General features: G+C 64.2%; 13 protein-coding genes. 3 read left to right on the forward strand and 10 right to left on the reverse strand.

The features are described from left to right. Positions 1-48: 48 nt before the first annotated feature. The 6 genes from COCCU_RS05000 to COCCU_RS05025 form a co-directional block, all read right to left on the reverse strand. Positions 49-1317 (reverse strand): MFS transporter, encoded by a 1269-nt coding sequence (locus COCCU_RS05000; RefSeq protein ID WP_156230505.1) that lies wholly within the window; start codon positions 1315-1317, stop codon positions 49-51. Positions 1318-1413: 96 nt separating this feature from the next. Beyond that, positions 1414-2301: an alpha/beta hydrolase gene (locus COCCU_RS05005; protein ID WP_156230506.1), complete on the reverse strand. Its 888-nt coding sequence runs from the start codon at positions 2299-2301 to the stop codon at positions 1414-1416. Between the two features lie 107 nt (positions 2302-2408). Further along, positions 2409-3536, reverse strand: a complete 1128-nt coding sequence (locus tag COCCU_RS05010; protein WP_156230507.1) for an FAD-dependent monooxygenase — start codon at positions 3534-3536, stop codon at positions 2409-2411. A 37-nt stretch (positions 3537-3573) separates the two neighbouring features. Then, complete coding sequence (locus COCCU_RS05015; protein ID WP_156230508.1) at positions 3574-4533, reverse strand: phosphotriesterase family protein; 960 nt, start codon at positions 4531-4533, stop codon at positions 3574-3576. 27 nt (positions 4534-4560) lie between these two features. Continuing rightward, complete coding sequence (locus COCCU_RS05020; RefSeq protein WP_156230509.1) at positions 4561-5535, reverse strand: phosphotriesterase family protein; 975 nt, start codon at positions 5533-5535, stop codon at positions 4561-4563. Between the two features lie 335 nt (positions 5536-5870). Further along, positions 5871-6626 carry a GntR family transcriptional regulator gene (locus COCCU_RS05025; RefSeq protein WP_156230510.1) on the reverse strand — a complete coding sequence of 252 codons (756 nt, stop codon included), beginning with the start codon at positions 6624-6626 and terminating at the stop codon, positions 5871-5873. Positions 6627-6827: 201 nt separating this feature from the next. Between COCCU_RS05025 and COCCU_RS05030 the strand changes: the two genes are divergently transcribed. Both COCCU_RS05030 and COCCU_RS05035 read left to right on the forward strand, forming a co-directional pair. Then, complete coding sequence (locus COCCU_RS05030) at positions 6828-7508, forward strand: SDR family oxidoreductase (protein ID WP_156230511.1); 681 nt, start codon at positions 6828-6830, stop codon at positions 7506-7508. A gap of 1 nt (position 7509) precedes the next feature. Further along, positions 7510-9141 (forward strand): ABC-ATPase domain-containing protein, encoded by a 1632-nt coding sequence (locus COCCU_RS05035; protein ID WP_156230512.1) that lies wholly within the window; start codon positions 7510-7512, stop codon positions 9139-9141. Here the strand turns inward: COCCU_RS05035 and COCCU_RS05040 are convergent, their stop codons facing one another. The 3 genes from COCCU_RS05040 to COCCU_RS05050 all read right to left on the reverse strand — a co-directional run bounded on the left by COCCU_RS05040 (position 9142) and on the right by COCCU_RS05050 (position 13824). After that, positions 9142-10248: a hypothetical protein gene (locus COCCU_RS05040; protein ID WP_156230513.1), complete on the reverse strand. Its 1107-nt coding sequence runs from the start codon at positions 10246-10248 to the stop codon at positions 9142-9144. It lies immediately after the preceding gene. 49 nt (positions 10249-10297) lie between these two features. Further along, positions 10298-12643: an ATP-binding cassette domain-containing protein gene (locus COCCU_RS05045; protein ID WP_156230514.1), complete on the reverse strand. Its 2346-nt coding sequence runs from the start codon at positions 12641-12643 to the stop codon at positions 10298-10300. Positions 12644-12723: 80 nt separating this feature from the next. After that, positions 12724-13824 carry a baeRF2 domain-containing protein gene (locus COCCU_RS05050; RefSeq protein WP_156230515.1) on the reverse strand — a complete coding sequence of 367 codons (1101 nt, stop codon included), beginning with the start codon at positions 13822-13824 and terminating at the stop codon, positions 12724-12726. 230 nt (positions 13825-14054) lie between these two features. Here COCCU_RS05050 and COCCU_RS05055 point away from each other — a divergent pair, with 230 nt between their 5' ends. Continuing rightward, complete coding sequence (locus tag COCCU_RS05055; RefSeq protein ID WP_156230516.1) at positions 14055-14600, forward strand: protein-L-isoaspartate O-methyltransferase family protein; 546 nt, start codon at positions 14055-14057, stop codon at positions 14598-14600. Positions 14601-14603: 3 nt separating this feature from the next. Here the strand turns inward: COCCU_RS05055 and COCCU_RS05060 are convergent, their stop codons facing one another. After that, the gene (locus COCCU_RS05060; protein WP_156230517.1) at positions 14604-15266 is read right to left on the reverse strand and encodes a hypothetical protein; all 663 of its coding nucleotides are present in this window, start codon (positions 15264-15266) and stop codon (positions 14604-14606) included. Between the last annotated feature and the right edge of the window lie 19 nt (positions 15267-15285).

A 15285-nucleotide genomic window follows, 5' to 3' on the forward strand; every position in this document is an offset into this window, starting at 1 on the left:
GACCTTCCCAACGGGGAAGGTCCTTTTTTCTGCAGCCAGGCTGCGGGGTCAGACCGCCGGAATGTTCTCGGCGGCCAGGGGGGACTTCCGGTCCAGGATCTTCGGTGCGGACTCCCTGAGGAAGAGCGCGAAGAAGGTGGCAACGAGCGCTCCCCCGGAGGAGATGAACAGCGCCGAGGCCAGGCCGTACTGGTCGGCGATGGCACCGGTGATCACCGGGTTGAGGAAACCGCCGACGAACTCGCCGATACCCACCGGCAGGCCGACCGCCAGACCGGCGACGGCTGGCCGGACGGATTCCGCCGGGATGACGGACATGGCCAGGCCACCGACACCCATGCCGGCGGCGAAGACGAAGACCGCAGCGCCCAACAGACCCGGGTTCTCAATGAACACGAAGGAGAGGGGAGCCAGGGTCGACAGCAGGCCGAAGAGGATCGCGGTGGGCTTGCGTCCGATGCGGTCCGAGATCAGCGGGACGACAAAACCCCAGATGGCGGTGCCCACGCCGAAAGCGGCGAGGATCAGGCTCATGGAGCTGGCGGTCCAGCCGCGGACATTGGTGAGGTAGAGCGGGCCGAAGACCTGCAGGGAGATCAGGTAGACCATGAAGCCGGAGAACATGATGATGGACAGCAGCACATTGCGATTGCCCAGCACCTCCCTGACTCCGCCCTTGTGGTCCGGGTTGGCGTAGTCGAGGGCCTCCGGGGTCACGGCCTGGGGTTCGCGCATCATTTTCCAGATGACGAAGGCCATGATCAGGCCGGGGAGAATGGTGAAGAAGAAGGCGGTGCGCCAGTCGAAGATATTGGCCAGGGCGACGATCACGATGGGGGCGAGGACGCCGCCGAAGAGGCCGTTGGCGGTGTTCATGGTGAAGCCGAGGTTGAAGCCGCGGCGGTGCGGGGAGGATTCCATGGCCAGCACCGACTGGGTGACCGGGATGGTCGGCCCCTCGAACATGCCCATGAGCAGGCGCAGGATGATCAGGTGGACGAAGGTGACCACGAAGCCCTGCAGGAAGGAGGCCGCGGAGAAGACGACCATGAGCAGGACGAGGTAGAGCCGCTTGCTGGGCACCTTGTCCGAGATCCGGCCACCCACGATGGAGGCGATCGACCAGGTCAGAGCGGCGGCACCGGCGAGCTGGCCCACCTGTGCGTTATTCAGGCCCAGATCCGCCTGGATGAAGGGCATGAGGAAGTTGATGATCAGACGGTCGAAGAAGACCAGGCCGACAGCGAAGAAGAACACCGTGACGAGCTTGTTCTCATAGCTCCAGAAGGACTTCTTGGTGGGGGATGTGGTGCTCATGGTGGCCTCTTTCCGGGTCACATGAAGGGATTTGGGGATGCAGAACGGCGCGCATCGGCAAGGTGATGCGCGCCGTCTGCGGGAAAAGCGGGGAGGTTAGTTCAGGAAACGTGCGGTGTCGTGGAAGACCTCGTAGAACTCGGGGATCCACGAGAAGTTGACGAGGAAGCCATGGTTGGCGGCGTCATAACGCTTGAGCTGTGTATCGACGCCCCCCTCACGCAGCTTCGCCGCGTAGGCCTCGCCCTCATCACGCAGGGGGTCATAACCGGCGGTGATGATCAGTGCCTTGGGCAGGCCTGAGAGGTCCTCCCGCTTGATGGGGGAGACCAGGGGGTCAGCGGGGTCGGCACCGTTTTCCAGGTAGAAGGAGTTGAAGGGGGCCAGGCCGTTGTACTCCAGGCCGTAGCCCTCGGCGTTCTCCTTCAGCGAAGGCCAACGCTCCTGGTCGAAGTCGAGGTCGACGGAGGGGTAGTAGAGGATCTGGTGGGTGATCCGGTCGAAGTTGTCGTCCTTGGCCATGGCGGTGACCGCGGCGACGAAGTTCGCGCCGGAGGAGTCCCCGGCCAGGGCGAGCGGGGCTTCGTCAAGCGATTCAGCGACCTCGCGGACCACGGTGTAGCACTCCTGGAGGGCGACCGGGAAGGCCACCTCGGGGGAGAGCGAATAGCCCACGGAGATGATCTGCCAGCCGGTCTCCTTGGCCAGGGAGCGGGCGACGTGGTCGTGGGTGTCCAGGCTGCCGGAGAAGAAGGCACCGCCGTGGAAGTAGACGATCGTGCCCTTCGGTGCCTCGGTGTCGGCGTAGATCCGGACCGGTACCTCCGCCAGAGTGCTGTCCGCCACGGAGTTGATCGGGGTACGATCCGCCAGCGGGGGGACGTTGCCGGCCTCGAAGGCCCGCATCTCGGCGGGGTTCGGCGGGGTGGTGGAGGCAGGCGGGATCTGGGCGACGATCTTCTGGATCTCGGGGTGGAGGGTCATCTTCTCGCGTTCTTCTTTCTTCGGATGTGACGGATGGCGCCGCCGCACTGACCGCGAGGGGGTGCAGCGGCGGACGACGCCATCAGGGCAGATAGGTGACTGGGCGACTAGTAGTCGATCTTTTCCTTCTCGGGGAAGGCGGTCTTGCCGGCGGACTCGGCGTTCCAGGACTCGCGGGAGATGCGCTGCAGCTCCTGGACCGGCTCCTTGCGCTTGGCGGTGTAGAGGGCCAGTGCCTCAGCCACGGTACCTGCCTCGACGATGCAGTCAGCCAGCACACCGGAGTCGATGACGGCGGAGTTCGCGCCCTGACCCTGGTGGTGCAGCATGGCGTGGGCCGCGTCGCCGACGAGGACGACCGCGTCGGAGTTCCACTTGTCCTGGGGATCCAGGTCGGCTGCGGCGCGCTGGTTGACCTGCTCCCAATCGAGCTTCTCGACGATCTTGATCAGGCGCTCATCGAAGTTCTTGAGCATCTCGAGCACCTCTTCCCGGGAGACATTCGGGTTCCAGGAGGTGTCCTCGTGGGGGACGGTGATGTCGAAGGAGATCTGGCCGTTCTCACCGCGGTGGCGCAGGGGCAGGAAATAGATCATCCGGCCGGTCTCGGCCTCGAGGTAGAGACGCAGGTTGTCGTCGACCAGCAGCCCCTCGCCCATGGAACCGTCGATGACCGCACGGTAGGCGTGGGCGTGCTGCATGACCGGCTGGGAATCGGACCACAGGGTGCGGACCTTGGACTTGATGCCGTCGGCACCGACCAGGATGTCGAAGGTTTCTTCCTCACCGTTGCTGAACTTCACGGTGGCGGAGTCGCCGTTGTCGATGATCTCCTCGGCGCGGTAGCCGTATTGGAGGACACCTTCGGGCAGCTGGCTGGTCAGGGCGTCGATGAAGTCACGACGGTGGATCATGCGGGTGTTGTGCTTCTCCTCGCCCTCGGAGAGGTGCGGCCATTCCTCGAGGGTGATGCGGTTGCCCTTGGCGTCCAGGATCTCGAAGAAGTCGGAGGGGGAGGTGACCTTCTCGATGGCCTCGAAGATGCCGAGCTTCTTGAAGAGCTTGACGGATGCGGGGCGCAAGCCGATGCCGGCCCCGACCTCACCGGAGGCGGGGGCCTGCTCGTAGACCTTGACGTTTGCGCCGATCTGGGACAGTGCCAGGCCAGCGGTGGCGCCAGCGTAACCGCCGCCGATGACGCCGATCTTCAGGTTCTTGATGTCTTCAGTCTTCATTGTTCTATCGCTTTCTGAGGGGAGGTGTACTGATGGATCAGGACTGCTGGGCCAGGTAGGAGTAGGCGTTGTCATGGAAGATCTGGTCGATGGCGGACTGATCGATACCATTGCGCTCGAGGTCCGGGATCAGCACCTCGAAGATGTAGTTGATGGTGTGGCCCTTGACACCGGGCCAACCCAGCGGGGAGCAGTTCGCGTCCGCCGAGGCCAGCACCTTGTCCAGGTGGCCGGCGTTGATGGTGCGCAGAAAGTGGTCCATGCGGTCCTTGCGGGGACGGGCCCAGAAGGGCGGGTCCGGCAGTTCGGTCTCGTAGCCGAAGGTGTCGAAACCGAGGCGACCACCGACCTCGAGGATGCGCTCCGTGGGGGTCTGGGCGTGGTTCACACCGTCATCGACATGGCCGAAGAGCACGCGGTCCAGGTCGAGGCCCTCTTCCTGGAAGATGGCGATGGCTGGTTCCGCGTCGATGGCCAGGTGGGTCATCACCGGCACCCCGGTCTGCACTGCGGCCCGGGCAGCGGCACGGTAGATGCGTTTGTCCAGTTCGGTCATCCGACCACCCCGGGAGACACCGACCTTGATGACACCGGCCTTGGCGTTGGTGCCGACGATGCCGACGGTGATCTCGTGGATGAAGACCTCGGTGAGGTACTCCACGGAGGCCCGGGCGAAGTGTGCCAGGGCGGTGTCGCCCCCGACGAAGCCGGTGGAGGCCACGATGTGGACCCCGGTCTTCTCGGAGAGGGACTGGTAGTAGGGGATGTCGCGGCCGTTGCAGATGCCGGTGGCGTCGACGAAGGTGGAGGCCCCACCGGCATAGTCGTGGAACTTACGCAGCTTCGGCACGGTTTCCTCGTAGCGGACCTCGGGGCTCTTCCACCACTTGGTGTCGAGCTCGGAGCCCGGCATTCCGTAGCCGATGTGCTCATGGATGGCGACGAATCCCAGTTCCTCGACCGGAATCGTACCCAGCACGGTATTGATCTTTGACATGTGTCTCTTCCTCGGTGTGGTGGGTTATCAGCGGACGGTGAGCAGGGTGCGCGGGTTGTCCACGAGGATGGTCTGAGCATCTTCCCCGGAGAGACCACGACGCTTCAGTTCCGGGATGAACTCGCTGATGACCTGCGCGAAGGGGACCTCGTTCGGGGCGACGGCCTTGGCCACGCCGATGGCGTTGGCGGAGAGGATGATCCGCTCGGTGAGTCCGGCGGCGACGAGCTCGAGCACCAGGTCGGCGCGGGCGGCGTCGTCAAGCAGGTCCTCATCTTCGTTGATGCCCACGTGGTCAATGCCGACGTAGGCGCCACGACGGGCGATCTCCACGGCGGGGGCATCGCGGCGGTCAAGCCCGCCGACCAGAACGCGGTCCGCGGAGACCTCTTCGAGCACCAGCTCCAGTTCCGCCAGGGCATCAGCGCCATAACGGATGGAGACTGCTGCCCCGGTTTCGGCGGCGGCCTTGGCGGCACCCCGGAACAGGGACTCATCGGTATCGGTCAGACCCGCAGCGGTACCGGTGGTGGTGATCAGGCCGGCGGTGGCACGGCGCTCAAGGCGGGGATGAACCATGCCTCCGGTGACTTCCTGGGCGAAGAGATCGGCGAACTTCTCCGCGGGCCAGGGGGTCGGGGGGTTGGTCTGCGGGGTGAGGAAGTAGCCGCCGAGCAGCTCCTCCGGACCCTGACCGGTGGAGGCGATGATGTTCACGCCGGTGGCCTTGGCCAGAGCCTCGTAGAGGGGGAGGTCACGGCCGTGGAACATACCGGTGGAGTCGACGATGCTGGAGCCACCGGCCGCCTTGAAGGCGCGGAGCTTGGTGGCGAGGGCCTCGAAGATTTCCGGGCGGTCCAGGGAGATGTCCGGGGCGTATTGTGCGCCGGGGAGTACGGAGAGCAGGGCCTCATGGACTGCGGTGACTCCGAGATCGGAGGCTGCGATGGGGCCGAGAACAGTGTTGACGGTGTTTTCGCCGACAGGGTTACTTGCTGTCATGGCTTACCTTTCGTCGGTGCACGGGGGGCACGTTGGGAAATTTTTTGCCGCGGTGGGTTCCGGAGGGGGAATATGTTCCGCCGGGACGGTGGCTGGCGGTAAGTGGATAGTGAACCGGGGAGCCCTGCATCCGCCATGCGGGCCGAAGCACACTATCGCTGGGGTGTGACCTCTCTTACTTCGTTGGAACTAGATTGGCATGTTGTTATGCCAAAGTCAAGGGGTGGGGTTCGGCGGAACTGCCCCCGTTCCACCCGAAGAAAAACGCCCCCTCCCGCCAGGGGAGAAGGCGCTGCTCAAAAAGGTTTTAGAGGTACTATCTTTGCCGGGAAAACTCAGGTGCGCGGCGGGATGAGGGTGTCAAAGCGGTACTTGAACTCATCCGGCTTATGCATCGCGATCCGCCACCCCGAAGGAACACCACCGGTGGTGTAGAAGACGGTCTCAATGGCCAGCAGGGGACTCCCCGGCTCCACATTCAGCCGGGTCGCATAGGCCGTGGTGGCAGGAGTGGCCCAGGCCTCATGCTCAGCCCGCTCCAGAGTCACCCCGTAGGTCTTCTCCAGCAGAGCGAAGGCGGAACCGGTGACCCGCAGTTCCTTGGCGGTGGGATTGAAGTCCTCCGGACAACGCAGGAAGATCTCGGCATCCGCGAGCGGAACACCCTCCACCAGGATCAGTCGGGTGAAATGCAACAGCGGATCCGGCCCGCTCAGTTTCAGACGCTGCCGCAACCAGGTCGGTGCCGGAGCCCGGGAAGGAGTGGACACCTTCGAGCTGGCCTCCAACCCGCGGTCGGAGAGGAAGGCCTGCAGACCACCCTGGGGGACATTCGGGGAACGGTCAAAACGGTGGCCCGGGATCGGGAAAGTCCCCTTCCCCTGCTTGCGGTAGACATAACCCTCATCGGTCAGCTCCCGCAATGCCTGACGGATCGGTGCCCGGCTCACCCCGAAACGCTCCAGCAACTGTGCCTCGGTCATGGGGCGGGTCACATTCACCTGGCCACTGGAGATCTCGGCGCGCAGGATCTCCTTGATCTGCCGGTAGAGGGGGACCCCTGAGGTGGAATCGAGCTCATTCTCAACCATCGGAAACACTTCCTCCAGGTGGGATTCGGGATGGGGACAAATCATGGGTGCCCACCGGGTCGACTTCATTCATGCCCAGCGTGTAAGGCACAAGTCAACCACAACCCCTGCCACCGGTGAATCCAAGACCCCCGGAACAACCTGCGCCACCCGACCGTTGAACATAATGTAAGCCCGAACACACTAAAGACAGGAAAACACATGAAGGATCGAATAGTCATTCTTGGCGGCCACGGCAAAGTCGCACTACTGGCCACCCCCAAGTTCAAGGAAGCCGGTTTCGAGGTGGACAACATCATCCGCAAACCGGAACAGGTCACCGAGATCAAGCGGGTGGGTGGTAACCCGGTGCTGCTCGATATCGAACAAGCCGGAGAAGCGGAAATGGCGGAAGCCTTCCGGGACGCGGCAGCAGTGGTGTTCTCCGCCGGCGCCGGCGGCGGCAACCCGGAGCGCACCCATGCGGTGGACCATGAGGCCGCAGTGCGTTCCATGGCCGCGGCTGAACAGGCCGGGGTGAAGCGCTATGTGATGGTCTCCTACTCCACCTCCGACATCGACCCGGAGCGGGTACCGGAATCCCACTCCTTCTTCCCCTACGTCCGGGCGAAGAATGAGGCGGACCAGCATCTGCGCAGCACCACCCTGGACTACACCATCCTGGGCCCGGGCAAGCTGACCCTGGAACCGGGCAGCGGAAAAATCACCCTGGCCGATGAATCCGGCCGGATCGACGGCAGGGACCCAGAAGGGAAGGAGGGTGATACCTCCCGCGATAATGTCGCCGCAGTGATGGTGCAGGTGATCAAGGAAAATGCCGCGGTGGGCCAGAAGATCAACTTCTATGATGGCACCACCCCGATCGCGGAGGCACTGGGCTAACATGACCTCCCTGGCGGCGACGCTACGCTCCATCGACGGCCGCGGCTACGGTGACTACCGCCAGATCCGGGGCCGACACCAGCTGCCTGGGTGCGAACTCAGCGTGGACCACATCCAGGCTGACCCCTACGCTCCGGCCTCCCTGATCCGGCTCCTGCTGGCCAACCAGCTGCCCGCAGAACTGATGGACACCCCGGCAAAAAGAGTCGCCGCCGGGGACTTCATCGCCCGCAGGGTGGCAGGGGAACTGGGCCAGGACTTCTCCATCGGTCCTCTCGGCCAGGAGATACTGCCCCGCACCGCAGTGCTTATCGACGACCCCCTCGAACTAAGACTCAGCCTCAACCTGCCCGCCGCCGGGCGACGCATCAAAGGGCGGGCCGCGCAACACCTGCTCTGCGAACGGCTCCCCCAGATAGCTGCGCTCCTCCACAACCTGGACCTGAAAGCCCTGCGCCAACACGTGGAGCTCTACCTCGACCAGCTGCACCTCCAGTCCCAGCTCTCAGAACGCAACCTCGTGGCCTTCATCGGGAATGGGTCGATCCTGCCACGCCGCGCCGGGGACAGTGATGAACCACTGACCCGGGGTGTGGAGGTCTTCCAGGGCCCAGATTCCCTGCGACATAGTTTCGATCTTCCCTCCGGCCGTCAAGTTGCCGGGATGGGGATTCCGGCTGGTATCAGCCTGATCGTCGGGGGCGGTTACCACGGCAAATCCACCCTGCTGCGGGCGGTGGCACGAGGGGTGTATCCCCATATCGCCGGGGATGGCAGAGAGTGGGTGCTCACCAGGGCGGATGCGGTGTCGATCCGGGCGGAGGACGGCCGCTCGATCAGCGGGGTCAACATCTCCCCCTTCCTCGCTGATCTTCCCGGCGGGGTGGACACCACCTCCTTCAGCACCACCAACGCCAGCGGCTCCACCTCCCAGGCGGCGAACCTGGTGGAGGCGCTGGAAGTCGGCACCTCACTGCTGCTGATTGACGAGGACACCTCAGCCACGAACTTCATGATCCGGGATCAGCGAATGCGGGCCCTGATTCCGGCGGGGAAGGAACCGATCACCCCCTTCATCGACCGTGTGGTGGCCCTGCGGGATGAGCTGGGGATCTCCACCCTGCTGGTGGCCGGTGGTTCGGGGGACTACCTTGATGTGGCTGATCACGTGATCGCCATGGATTCCTATGTGCCCCGGGATGCCACGGATGAGGCTGGAGATGTCCTCGCACGTTTTCCGGGTGCACCCCCAGTTGCCCCTCCCGCAGACTTCACGCGGCGCCAACGCGTTCCGCTCCCAGCCAGCCTGCACCCTGCTGATAAACATAAACCTGCCCGGGCCAGGGGAGCAGGTGCCATCCAATACGGCCGAAACGACATCGACCTCAGGGTGCTTTCCCAGCTGGTGGATCCGGGCCAGACCCAGGCGATCGCCCTGGCCCTGGAGTATCTGGCGGGGGAAGCCGATGGGCGCAGCCTCCGGGAGCTTCTGGCACAGCTGTACCAGAAGCTGGATGTGGAGGGATTGGACGGTCTTTCCCCACACCCTGGGCACCCCGGTCACTACAGTTTGCCGCGACCCCAGGAGGTGCTGGCCGCACTGAACCGTTGGCGGGGACTGGAGATCAACTGATCAGCCGAAGAGTCCCCAGAAGAGCAGCAGGAAGATGATCAGGAAGAGCACCCCGATGATCCAGAGCCACTTGCTGCTGCTTTCCAACGGTTCCTCGGCGACAGGTAGCGGTTCCATCTCGACCCGTTGCTGAGCGGGACCACCCGGGACGATGCCCTGGACGGGTTCCTCCGGAATATCCACCACCGGGATGACCTGGGTGGCAGAGACCGGGGGTAGCTTCGGGGAGCTGATCCGCTTCTTCTGCTTGTGCTCCTCGATCTTCGCCGGGGTGATGGCCTCGAAGTTGCTGGAGGGAATGTGCAGGGACCAGCCCCCACCGGGGTCTTCGACAATGCCTTGAGTAGTGGTGCCACCGGGCTTTTCGAAGGCGGGGAGCTGCAGGGCGGGCAGCGGCGAGATCTCGGGTTCCAGCGCGGCGTCGTCAAGCTCTTCGGTGCGGGCACATTCCACGGTGATCTCATCGCCGTTGAGAAAGGCCCGGGCCACCGTGTCGAGGCCGAGCTGCGCGAAATGTTCGATCGCATCCCGCAGCACCGCCGAATCTGCTTCTCCCAGCACCCCGAGGACCCGGTTGCCGTAGGCCACGGCCACCCGCTCATTGACCAGGCTTAGTTTCACCAGCAGTTGTGCCTGGAAGAGGGAGGCGAGTTCATCTGCCGGGACATCGGCACCGGCGCTCAGATCAACCGGGGCGGGAGCACCGGAGGGCAGCAGGGTCCATAATCCGATCGGCGGATCATTGACCGGGACCACCCACTGAGGTTCCGGCAACAGCACATCCACACTCAGGCCACCACGTTCCGGGCTGACCTCCACCAAGGCCCTGACCTCCGGGGTCAGCTGGCTGCCGGTGACCCGAACCAACTGGGGATACTCCTCCTTGAAGGAGGCCGGCAGGGTGCCGATCACCCCATAGTCCCACTTGACCTTGAAACCCTGGGTCCGGTGGTCCGGAAGCAGGGTGACGGGCACTTCCACCCCATCATCATGGAGGGCACGGTCATGGAGATGGGAGAAGAGGATCGCCTGGTTGGTGCCCTCCACCGGGTTGCGGCGGGAGCTGCCGGCGCCCCGGGCGGGGAGCGGATAGGGGGTGAAAGGCATGCTGCAACTCCTTTAGAAAGTGCATTTAGCTGGGAATTCTAGCAAGCGGCTAGGCAATGTATTCAGCCAGGTATTTCCCGGTCAGGCTCCCGGGGCGTGAGAGCAGCTCGGTGGGGGAACCGGTGAAGATGATTTCGCCGCCCTCCGAACCGGCCCCCGGACCCAGATCGATGACATGGTCGGAATGGGCGAGCACCCCCAGGTGGTGTTCGATGAGGATGACGGTTTTCCCGGCATCCACCAGGCGGTCCAGCAGGGCGAGCAGATTCTCCACGTCCGCCAGGTGCAGCCCGGTGGTCGGCTCATCGAGGATGAAGAGCTCCGCCTTCTCCGCCAGGTGGCTGGCCAGCTTCAGGCGCTGCCGCTCACCACCGGAGAGGGTGGTCAGGGGCTGGCCCAGGGAGATATAACCCAGACCCACATCCACCAGGCGTTGCAGGATCTTCGCCGCCGCCGGAACCCTGGTTCCGGTTGCCGCGAAGAAGGTCGCGGCCTCGGCGACCGGCATCTGCAGCACCTGGGAAATATCCTTGCCCCCGAAGTGGTAGTCGAGCACCGACTCCTCAAAGCGGCGCCCCTCACAGACCTCGCAGGGGATGGAGACCCCGGCGAACATGCCCAGATCCAGGTAAATGACCCCGGCACCCTTGCATGTGGAGCAGGCCCCCTCGGAGTTGGGGGAGAACAGTGCCGGGGTGACCCCGTTCTCCTTGGCGAAGGCCTTACGGATGGGTTCCAGGGCCCCGGTGTAGGTGGCGGGGTTGGAACGCCGGGAGCCCTTGATCACGGACTGGTCGACGAAGACGGTGGTGTCATTACGAGGGATCTCAAGCAGCAGGGAGGACTTGCCGGAACCGGACACCCCGGTGACCGCGGTGAGCACGCCGAGCGGGATATCCACATCCACATCTTTAAGGTTGTTCCTGTTGGCGCCGCGGATCTGCAGGAACCCCTTCGGCTCCCGGATGCTGCCCTTGAGCTCGGCGCGGTCATCGAAGTGACGACCGGTCAGGGTGTCGGAGCGGCGCAGCTCCGACAGACTTCCCTCGAATTGGATCCGGCCACCATTCCGCCCCGCCCCGGGGCCCAGGTCGATGACATGGTCGGCGATGGCGATGGTCTCCGGCTTATGTTCCACCACCAGCACCGTGTTGGACTTGTCCCGCAGGTCCTGCAGCAGCTGATTCATCCGGGCGATGTCATGGGGGTGCAACCCGGCGGTGGGCTCATCGAAGACATAGGTGACATCGGTGAGGGCGGAACCCAGATGGCGGATCATCTTGGTGCGTTGTGCCTCACCACCGGAGAGCGAACCGGCGGGGCGGTCAAGCCGGAGATAACCCAGACCGATCTCGACGAAGGACTCCAGGGTTTCACGCAGTGCCCTGAGCAGGGGAGAGATATTGGGTGCCTCGATCTCCCTGATCCATTCCGCAAGGTCCCTGACCTCCATGGCACAGAGTTCGGCGATATTTTTGCCGTTGATCCGGGAATCCAGGGCATGCTGGGCCAGCCGGGTGCCACCACAGTCCGGGCAGGGGATGAAGGTGACAGCCCGGTCGACGAACTCGCCGACGGATTTCTGCATCGCCTCGCGGTCCTTGTTGAGCATGGAACGTTGGATCCGGGGCACCAGTCCCTCATAGGTCTGGTTGATGCCGGCGATCTTGAGCCGGGTGGGTTCCTTGTAGAGGAAGTCGTGCACTTCACTTTCCGAGAAGTCCCGGATCGGCTTCTCCGGGTCGTAGAGACCGGATTCGGAGTAGAGCCGGAAATTCCAGCCACCGGTCTTGTACCCGGGAACCTTCAGGGAACCTTCCGCGAGGGAGAGGTGCTCATCGTAGAGTTCATCGAGTTTGATATCGGAGACCCGGCCCATGCCCTCACAATTGGGGCACATCCCGCCGGTGCGTTTGAAGGTGACTTTTTCCCGCTTGGCGTTTTTGTTCCGCCCCACGGTGGTGGCGCCGGCTCCGGTGACGGAGGGGATGTTGAAGGAGTAGGCACCCGGCCCCCCGGCATTGGGTTCGGCGATCCGGGAGTAGAGGACCCGCAGCATGGCGGTGGCGTCGGTGGCGGTGCCCACGGTGGAACGGGGATTCGCGCCCATGGGTTCCTGATCGACGATGATGCTGGTGGTGATGCCCTCGAGGGCATCTACATCGGGCCTGGCCATGGTGGCCATGAATCCCTGCACGAAGGTGGGGTAGGTTTCGTTGATCAACCGCTGGGACTCGGCGGCGATGGTGCCGAAGGCCAGGGAGGACTTGCCGGACCCGGAGACCCCGGTGAGCACCGTCAACTTCCGTTTGGGGATGTCCACGCTGACCTCGTGGAGATTATTCTCCCGCGCACCGTGCACCCTGATGAGGTCATGGGGGTCATAGGCATTCATGAGGTGGTGTGCTCCTTGGTTGTCCCGGGAAATAGCTCGGATCCCAGGGTACCCAGGGCACACCACCCATGCCGTCATCCTTAGGAGGTCGTGGCGGAAATGCGGGCGCGATCCCCACTCATGCTGCCGATGGCGTTGGAGGGGGTCGCCCCGTCCTTCCAACGCAGCAGCGCACCCACCCCGTCGAGGACATCGATATGACTGTCATCGAGGGCGGTGACCCCGGCATCGGTGAGGATCGCCTGGCGCAGAATCTCCTCGATATTGTCGGGTTCCCGGCCGGTGACGAAGACCAGCTCATCGACCTGGCCCCTCGCCAGTGAGTCAATCACCGCAGTGGCGCCACCCACCGAGGCCCCGTCACGGGCCTGGCTCTCCTGGAACTCGGTGGCGCGTTCCTGCTGCCGGTTCTCGGAGAACTCCTGGGTCAGGCGACTCAGTTCGGCGCGGAAGGTGGGGCGCTGCAGGCTCTGTCCACGGGTGCCACCGGAGATCTCCTTCAACCGGGCGAGCACCTCCTTCTGAAGTTCTGCCTTGAGCAGACCCTGGGCACGGACGTCGCCGGTGAGCAGCACCATATCGGGTTTGTGCTCCAGCACCAGCTTATTGACCTGCTCGGCCACGGCCTCGGCATTGCGTTCCCAGGAATCCTCGACCCGGGCCTCGAAATTATCGGCGCGCCAGCCATGCTGGTTACCGCCACCGGAGCTGGCCTTGTGCAGCTCATCATGGCCGCCATCAACACTGGCGGTCTTCTCGACGACCGGGTCACGGGAGGTCCGCAGGTGCAGGTCGGCACCGGCGCGGTCCACCTCGATCAACAGTTGGCGGATCACGTAGGGGGTCAGCTGCAGCAGGGGCAGTAGTTGGGGATGTTCCCCGTAGTGCACGGCATCGGCCAGCGGCGGGGCGGGGAGCACCCGGTCGAGGACGATTCCCTCCTTGGCGGCGATGATGGCCCGGCCGTGGCGGCCCCCGATATTGGAGGGCAGGAGGATGGTGTCCTGAATCTGATCCAGCAGCTGTTTGGGGGCTCCCTCTGATTCGAGCTGGTTGCGCAGCTGCTGCCATCGGTGGGTGATGTCCGCGGCGGCGGTTTCATCGGTTCGGGTGGTGTCGAAGTAGAGGGAAAGGAAGGGGCCCTCGTGTTCGATGGCGGACTTGAGCCAAGGTAATTTCACGTTTAACTCCCTTGTTGCCGGATGGTGCGACGACCCGTTATGTCGGCTACGACTTTTAGGTCACCACGTGGTGTAGACCACATTTCCAGCGTTGTCCGGAGTTTACAAGGGCAAGCCCCTAATTGGGAGGTATTCCCAGGTCAGCGGAAGTCAGCCGCGAATCGGGCTAGGCTGGGGAGCATCAGTGATGTCGCCAATCAACATCCCCTCAACCCGCAAGGAGCCAGCGGATGTCCACCGCCGTCGAAGCCGCCTTCCAACGTCATCCCCGCACCAGATTCCTGCCCGCCGGGCAGCGCCGCTTCGCCGCGGAAAATCGCGCCCTACCGATCGGTTACGGCCAGACGAACTCCCAACCCAGCACCGTGGCGGACATGCTGCGCCTGCTTGATGTCGAGCCCGGTCAGAAGGTGCTGGATGTGGGTTCAGGTTCCGGTTGGAGTAGCGCCCTGCTCGGTGAGCTGGTGGGTCCGGAGGGGCAGGTCCATGCCGTGGAACTGATCCCCGAGCTGGTGGAGAGTTCCCGACTCGCCCTGGGTGATGCCCAGCCCTGGGTGGATGTCAACCAGGCGGAACCCGGGGTGCTGGGGTTGCCTGAGCTGGCTCCCTTCGACCGGATCCTGGTGTCTGCGGCGGCTGAGGCCCTGCCGGAATCCCTGCTGGCACAGCTTGCCCCGGAGGGGATCATGGTCATCCCGGTGCAGCACACCCTGCTGCGGGTGGCCCAGGGAAAGGTCACCGAGCACGGGGGCTACCTTTTTGTGCCGCTCCTGTGAGGATTAGAAACGGTTCCGTAGTTTCTGCCACCAGCTGAGGGTCGGCCGGGGCAGGGCGGGGGTCCCCAGGATGTGTGCTCCGGCGGTGCCCTGCGGCACCGGGGTGATCACATGAAAGGCCAGGGTGGCGGGGTCGATGCTGGGGGTCTGGGTCAGTGGGGTGCCCAGGAGCGGGAAGCCGAAGGCCCAGGTGCAGAACTCGCTGAACCACATCGCCGCGGTGGGATGTTCAACCAGGGAGCGGAATTCGTTCTCGAAGGGCAGTGGGGTGCCCTGTCCGATCTCACCGTGGGTGTCCACCCCCAGGCCGTGTGCATCACTGCCGATGATCCTCCGATTGCCGGCGGCCCCGCTGATCTCCAGGTTCACCGCCTGCGAGGTGGTGTTGTATTCCAGGTGGATGAAACTGCCGCCGACATCGGGCAGCAGCCTGGCGTGTGCGCTGCGCACCATGGTGGTGGGGCCGTAGGCGGCGAGCACCACCTGGGAGCTGTGGAGAGCTAGCGGAGAGCCGAGGTGCTGGCCGGGGTGGGTCTTCACCCAGGTCTCGGCGGGGAAGAATCTGGCGGCGTGCTGCAGGATTTCCGTTGCGCTGGCAGGCTCCCGGGTGCGGAGGTCCTCAATGGGAAGGGTGGGGGAGGTGGCGGCGATCTCGAGGATGCTCATGACCTTCAGTCTAGTTGTG

The sequence above is a fragment of the Corynebacterium occultum genome (genome assembly GCF_009734425.1).
In the GTDB taxonomy this organism is placed as follows: domain Bacteria; phylum Actinomycetota; class Actinomycetes; order Mycobacteriales; family Mycobacteriaceae; genus Corynebacterium; species Corynebacterium occultum.